Raw genomic sequence first — 5,328 nt, forward strand, 5'->3', positions numbered from 1 at the left:
TCCCGGGGCGGGCCGGCTCGGGGAGCCGGCCCATCCCTTGACGTAGTTAGTGATTGAGCACTAACTTAGCCTCATGGTGAGGATGAGCGCAGACGAGCGGCGTGAGAGCGTCATTCGCGCGGCGATGCACGAGTTCGCGCGTGGGGGTTACTACGGGACCTCCACCGAGGCGATCGCCAAGCGGGTGGGTGTCTCGCAGCCGTATCTCTTCCGGCTCTTCCCGAACAAGCCCGCCATCTTCCTCGCCGCGGCAGAGCGCTGCATGAGGGACACCCGGGCGGTCTTCGCCGAGGCGGCCGAAGGGCTGCACGGGGAGGAGGCCACCCTCGCCATGGCGAACGCCTACACCCGGCTGATCGCCGAGGATCCCGACAAGCTCCAGATGCAGCTCCAGATGTACGTCACCGTCGCCGCCGCCGAGGCGGCCGGCGACCACGAGCTCGGCGAGCTCGTGCGCAAGGGCTGGATGGAGCTCTGGGACACGGTCCACGTGCCCTTCGGCGGGGACGTCGGCGAGACCACGACCTTCATGGCGTACGGAATGCTGATCAACACCCTCGCCGCGATGGGCTTCCCGCCCGACCACCGGGTCTGGGAGGGCCTCTACCCGTCGGCGCGGGCCACGGGTCGCCTGGAGAAGTGAGGGCGCGCGAGGTCCGCTCGCGCGCATCTTCATGGCCATGAAAGTTAGTCATCAATAACTAACAACCTGCAGGGGGAAATCGTGCACACGCAGGACACCAAGCTCCGCGGGCCCGCCGTCTGGGCCCTCGTCCTCACGGGCGTGGCCAGCTTCATGGCCGCACTCGACAACCTGGTCGTCACCACCGCCCTCCCCGCCATCCGCGAGGACCTCGGCGGCAGGCTGGAGGACCTGGAGTGGACGGTGAACGCGTACACGCTCACCTTCGCCGTCCTCCTGATGTTCGGCGCCGCCCTCGGGGACCGCTTCGGCCGCCGGCGGCTGTTCATCGTGGGCCTCGCGGTCTTCACCGGCGCCTCCGCCGCGGCCGCCCTCTCGCCCGGCATCGACGCCCTCATCGCCGCCCGCGCCGTGCAGGGCGTCGGCGCCGCGATCATGATGCCGCTCACGCTCACCCTGCTCACCGCCGCCGTACCGGCCGCCCGCCGCGGCATGGCCCTCGGCATCTACGGCGCCGTCACCGGCCTCGCCGTCGCCAGCGGCCCCCTCATCGGCGGCAGCCTCACCGAGCACATCTCCTGGCAGTGGATCTTCTGGCTCAACGTGCCGATAGGCCTCGCCCTGATCCCGCTCGCCCGCCTGCGCCTGGCCGAGTCCACCGCCCCCGACGCGCGCCTCGACATCCCCGGCACCCTGCTCATCAGCGGCGGCCTCTTCGGCATCGTCTACGCCCTGGTCAACGCCAACGCCGAGGGCTGGACCAGCGCCCCCGTGCTCACCGGCCTGATCGTCGGAGCCGCCCTCGTCGGCGGGTTCATCCACCACGGCTTCACCCACGCCAACCCCATGCTCCCCATGCGCCTCTTCCGCGACCGGGGCTTCCTCGGGATCAACCTGGCCAGCCTGCTGATGTTCCTCGGCATGTTCGGCTCGATCTTCCTGCTCAGCCAGTTCCTCCAGGGCGTCGCCGGCTACTCGCCCACCGAGGCCGGCCTGCGGATGCTCCCCTGGACCGGTATGCCGATGATCGTCGCCCCGCTGGCCGGGATCCTCTCCGACCGCATCGGCGGCCGCCCCGTCGTCGCCGCCGGACTCGCCTTCCAGGCCCTCGGTCTCGCCTGGTTCGCGGCCATCCTGAGCGCGGACGTCTCGTACGCCGCCCAGCTCCCGCCGCTGATCCTCAGCGGGATCGGCATGGCCCTCTACTTCGCCCCCGCCGCCAACGTGCTGATGTCCACCGTCGCCCCGGCCGACCAGGGCAGGGCCTCGGGCACCAACAACGCCCTGCGCGAGGTCGGCGGAGCCCTCGGTGTCGCCGTCCTGGCCTCCGTCTTCTCCTCCCAGGGCGGCTACGAATCCCCGCAGGCCTTCACCGACGGAACCATCCCCGCCCTGTGGATCGGCGCCGGCGCGGTCGCCCTCGCCGCCGCCCTGGCCCTGCTGGTGCCCCGTAAGGCCAAGGCCACCCCGGCGCCCGCAGGCCGGACCACCGCCGTCCCGGACAAGGTGCCCGCCGCCGGCTGACCCGCCCGTACCCGACCCAGACCGCCAAGGAGTACTCGCCATGCCCGACATTCCCTGGTCCACGCCCACCCAGGCCGCCCCCGACGCCGAGGTCCACGTCATGGCCTCCCGCTTCGAGACCGCCACGCTCGCCGGAGCCGTCAAGTTCTTCCTCAAGGCGCCCGGCATCATCGGCCAGATCCGCAAGGCCCCCGGCGCCCACGGCGTCGCCCTGCGCGCCCGCGTCCTGCGCCGCACCTTCCTCACCCTGTCCGCGTGGGAGGACCGGGACGCGCTCTACCGCTTCGCCCGCAGCGAGCCCCACCGTTCGAGCTCCCGCGCCGCCAGCGCGTACATGAAGGAATCGGCCTTCACCTTCTGGACCGTGCGGGCCGACGAGCTCCCCGTCACCTGGGCCGAGGCCGAGCGTCGCCTCGCCGAGCAGAAGTCGAGCTACTGACCCGGCCGGTACGGGGGACGAGCGAGTACGGTCCGTGGCCCCGCAGGGATGCGAGGGGCACGGACCGTACTCTTGTCCACGTGCAGGAACTCCACGATGCCCCCCTCGCCCCGCTGACCACCTTCCGTCTCGGTGGTCCCGCCGCCCGTCTGGTCACCGCGACCACCGATGCCGAGGTCGTCGCCACCGTGCGCGCCGCGGACGAGAGCGGCACCCCGCTCCTGATCATCGGCGGCGGCAGCAACCTGGTCATCGGCGACCGGGGCTTCGACGGCACCGCCCTGCGCATCGCGACCACCGGCTTCACCCTCGACGGCACCACCCTGGAGCTCGCCGCGGGTGAGAACTGGAGCGACGCCGTCGCCCGCACCGTCGAGGCCGGCCTCGCCGGCATCGAGTGCCTCGCCGGAATCCCCGGCTCGGCCGGCGCCACCCCGATCCAGAACGTCGGGGCGTACGGCCAGGAGGTCTGCGACACGATCACCGAGGTCGTCGCCTACGACCGCACCACCGGCGAAACGGTCACTCTCAGCGCCGCCGAGTGCGCCTTCCGGTACCGCAACAGCACCTTCAAGGACCAGCCCGACCGCTACGTCGTCCTGCGCGTGCGCTTCGCACTGGAGGACGCCGGCGGCCTGTCGGCTCCGATCAAGTACCCCGAGACCGCCCGCGCCCTCGGCGTCGGCGCCGGCGACCGGGTCCCCGCCGCCACCGCCCGCGAGACCGTGCTGCGCCTGCGCGCCGGCAAGGGCATGGTCCTCGACCCCGCCGACCACGACACCTGGTCGGCCGGCTCCTTCTTCCACAACCCGATCCTGACCGACGAGGCATACGCCGACTTCCTCGCCCGCGTCCAGGACCGCCTCGGCCCCGAGACCGCCCCGCCCGCGTACCCCGCAGGTGAGGGCCGTACGAAGACCAGCGCGGCCTGGCTGATCGACAAGGCCGGCTTCACCAAGGGCTACGGGACCGGCCCGGCGCGCATCTCCACCAAGCACACCCTCGCCCTCACCAACCGCGGCGAGGCCACCACCGAGGACCTCCTCACCCTGGCCCGCGAGGTCGTCGCGGGTGTCCACGCGGCCTTCGGCGTCACCCTGGTCAACGAGCCGGTGACGGTCGGCGTCAGCATCTGAGGAGCCCCGGCCGCCCATGCTCTGTCCCCTGCACGGGGCCGGTACGGACCCCACCCGTCTCGTGGGGCGCACGCTCAGCAGAGTCGTCGCGTCCTGGCACATCAGTGACGGCGAACGCTCCGAGGCGCCCCTCGACGTCTGGCTGATCGACAGCATCGGCGACACCATCCGGATCACCACCGGATCCGACCAGTGCCTCATCGTCGAGTCCGCCGCACCGCACGGGCCCTACGACCTGGGGGAGTGGGGCCGCATCGAGGTCGGCGAGGACCTCGGCTACCACCCCTTCCTGCGGCACCTCGGCGAGACCGTCGCCTCGGTGGCCGAGTTCGCGCTGCCCGAGCAGGGCCGCACCCACCTGGAGATCGGCTTCCTGGACGGCGGGCGGGTGCGCGCCGACTGCTACGAGGGGGACCTGCGGCTCACCCGCTGAGCCAGTGGTCGATCCCCGCCAGCAGCTTGGCCTGTACGTCGTCGGGCGCCGCGCTGCCGCGCACCGACTGGCGGGCCAGCTCGGCGAGCTCCGCGTCCGTGAAGGCATGGTGACGGCGGGCGATCTCGTACTGGGCCGCGAGCCGCGACCCGAAGAGCAGCGGGTCGTCCGCGCCCAGCGCCATGGGGACCCCGGCCTCGAAGAGGGTGCGCAGCGGGACGTCCTCGGGCCGCTCGTAGACCCCGAGGGCGACGTTGGAGGCCGGGCAGACCTCGCAGGTGATCTGCCGGTCGGCGAGCCGCTTGAGCAGCCGGGGGTCCTCGGCGGCCCGGACCCCGTGCCCGATCCGGGAGGCGTGCAGGTCGTCGAGGCAGTCGCGGACCGAGGAGGGGCCGGTGAGCTCGCCGCCGTGCGGGGCGGCGAGGAGGCCGCCCTCGCGGGCGATGGCGAAGGCCCGGTCGAAGTCGCGGGCCATGCCGCGGCGCTCGTCGTTGGAGAGGCCGAAGCCCACGATGCCGCGGTCGGCGTAGCGGACGGCGAGACGGGCGAGGGTGCGGGCGTCGAGCGGGTGCTTCATGCGGTTCGCGGCGATGAGGACGCGCATGCCGAGACCGGTCTCGCGGGAGGCGGCGTCGACGGCGTCGAGGATGATCTCGACGGCCGGGATCATCCCGCCGAGGAGGGGCGCGTAGGAGGTGGGATCCACCTGGATCTCCAGCCAGCCGCTGCCGTCCCGTACGTCCTCCTCCGCGGCCTCGCGGACCAGGCGCCGGATGTCGTCGGGCTCGCGCAGACAGGAGCGGGCGGCGTCGTAGAGCCGCTGGAAGCGGAACCAGCCGCGCTCGTCGGTGGCGCGGAGCTTGGGCGGCTCTCCGGCGGTGAGGGCGTCGGGGAGCCGCACGCCGTACTTGTCGGCGAGCTCCAGCAGGGTCGATGGCCGCATCGACCCGGTGAAGTGCAGGTGGAGGTGGGCCTTGGGCAGAAGCGTGAGATCGCGTGCGTGCTCCATCTGGTGATCCTGCCGTACCGCTGCGCTCAGCGGGAGGGGGTTTTACCGATCGGGGGCTTGCGCGAACGCGTGAACGGGTGCGAATCCGCTGCGCGGGGGCCTTCCGGGCGCCGCCCGGACCCGCGCCTCAAGCGCCGGCGGGGC

General features: G+C 72.4%; 6 protein-coding genes. 5 read left to right on the forward strand and 1 reads right to left on the reverse strand.

The window, feature by feature from the left end:
• Nucleotides 1–73: 73 nt before the first annotated feature.
• From ACWGE1_RS39955 to ACWGE1_RS39975, 5 genes are all read left to right on the forward strand, one after another.
• Nucleotides 74–643, forward strand: coding sequence for a TetR/AcrR family transcriptional regulator (locus tag ACWGE1_RS39955; RefSeq protein WP_453425380.1), 570 nt, complete (start codon nt 74–76; stop codon nt 641–643).
• A gap of 81 nt (nt 644–724) precedes the next feature.
• Complete coding sequence (locus ACWGE1_RS39960; RefSeq protein WP_453425381.1) at nt 725–2,167, forward strand: DHA2 family efflux MFS transporter permease subunit; 1,443 nt, start codon at nt 725–727, stop codon at nt 2,165–2,167.
• Between the two features lie 40 nt (nt 2,168–2,207).
• On the forward strand, nt 2,208–2,606 hold the full coding sequence (locus ACWGE1_RS39965) for a DUF3291 domain-containing protein (RefSeq protein WP_453425382.1): 399 nt from the start codon (nt 2,208–2,210) through the stop codon (nt 2,604–2,606).
• Nucleotides 2,603–3,742 carry a UDP-N-acetylmuramate dehydrogenase gene (locus tag ACWGE1_RS39970; RefSeq protein WP_453425385.1) on the forward strand — a complete coding sequence of 380 codons (1,140 nt, stop codon included), beginning with the start codon at nt 2,603–2,605 and terminating at the stop codon, nt 3,740–3,742. The genes ACWGE1_RS39965 and ACWGE1_RS39970 overlap by 4 nt, the downstream gene beginning before the upstream one ends.
• A 16-nt stretch (nt 3,743–3,758) precedes the next feature.
• Nucleotides 3,759–4,175 carry a hypothetical protein gene (locus tag ACWGE1_RS39975; RefSeq protein ID WP_453425383.1) on the forward strand — a complete coding sequence of 139 codons (417 nt, stop codon included), beginning with the start codon at nt 3,759–3,761 and terminating at the stop codon, nt 4,173–4,175.
• On the opposite strand, the gene ACWGE1_RS39980 is transcribed toward ACWGE1_RS39975, so the two are convergent.
• Nucleotides 4,165–5,184: an adenosine deaminase gene (locus ACWGE1_RS39980; protein WP_453425384.1), complete on the reverse strand. Its 1,020-nt coding sequence runs from the start codon at nt 5,182–5,184 to the stop codon at nt 4,165–4,167. The genes ACWGE1_RS39975 and ACWGE1_RS39980 overlap by 11 nt on opposite strands.
• Nucleotides 5,185–5,328 lie beyond the last annotated feature (144 nt).

The organism is Streptomyces sp. NPDC054932 (assembly GCF_053610205.1).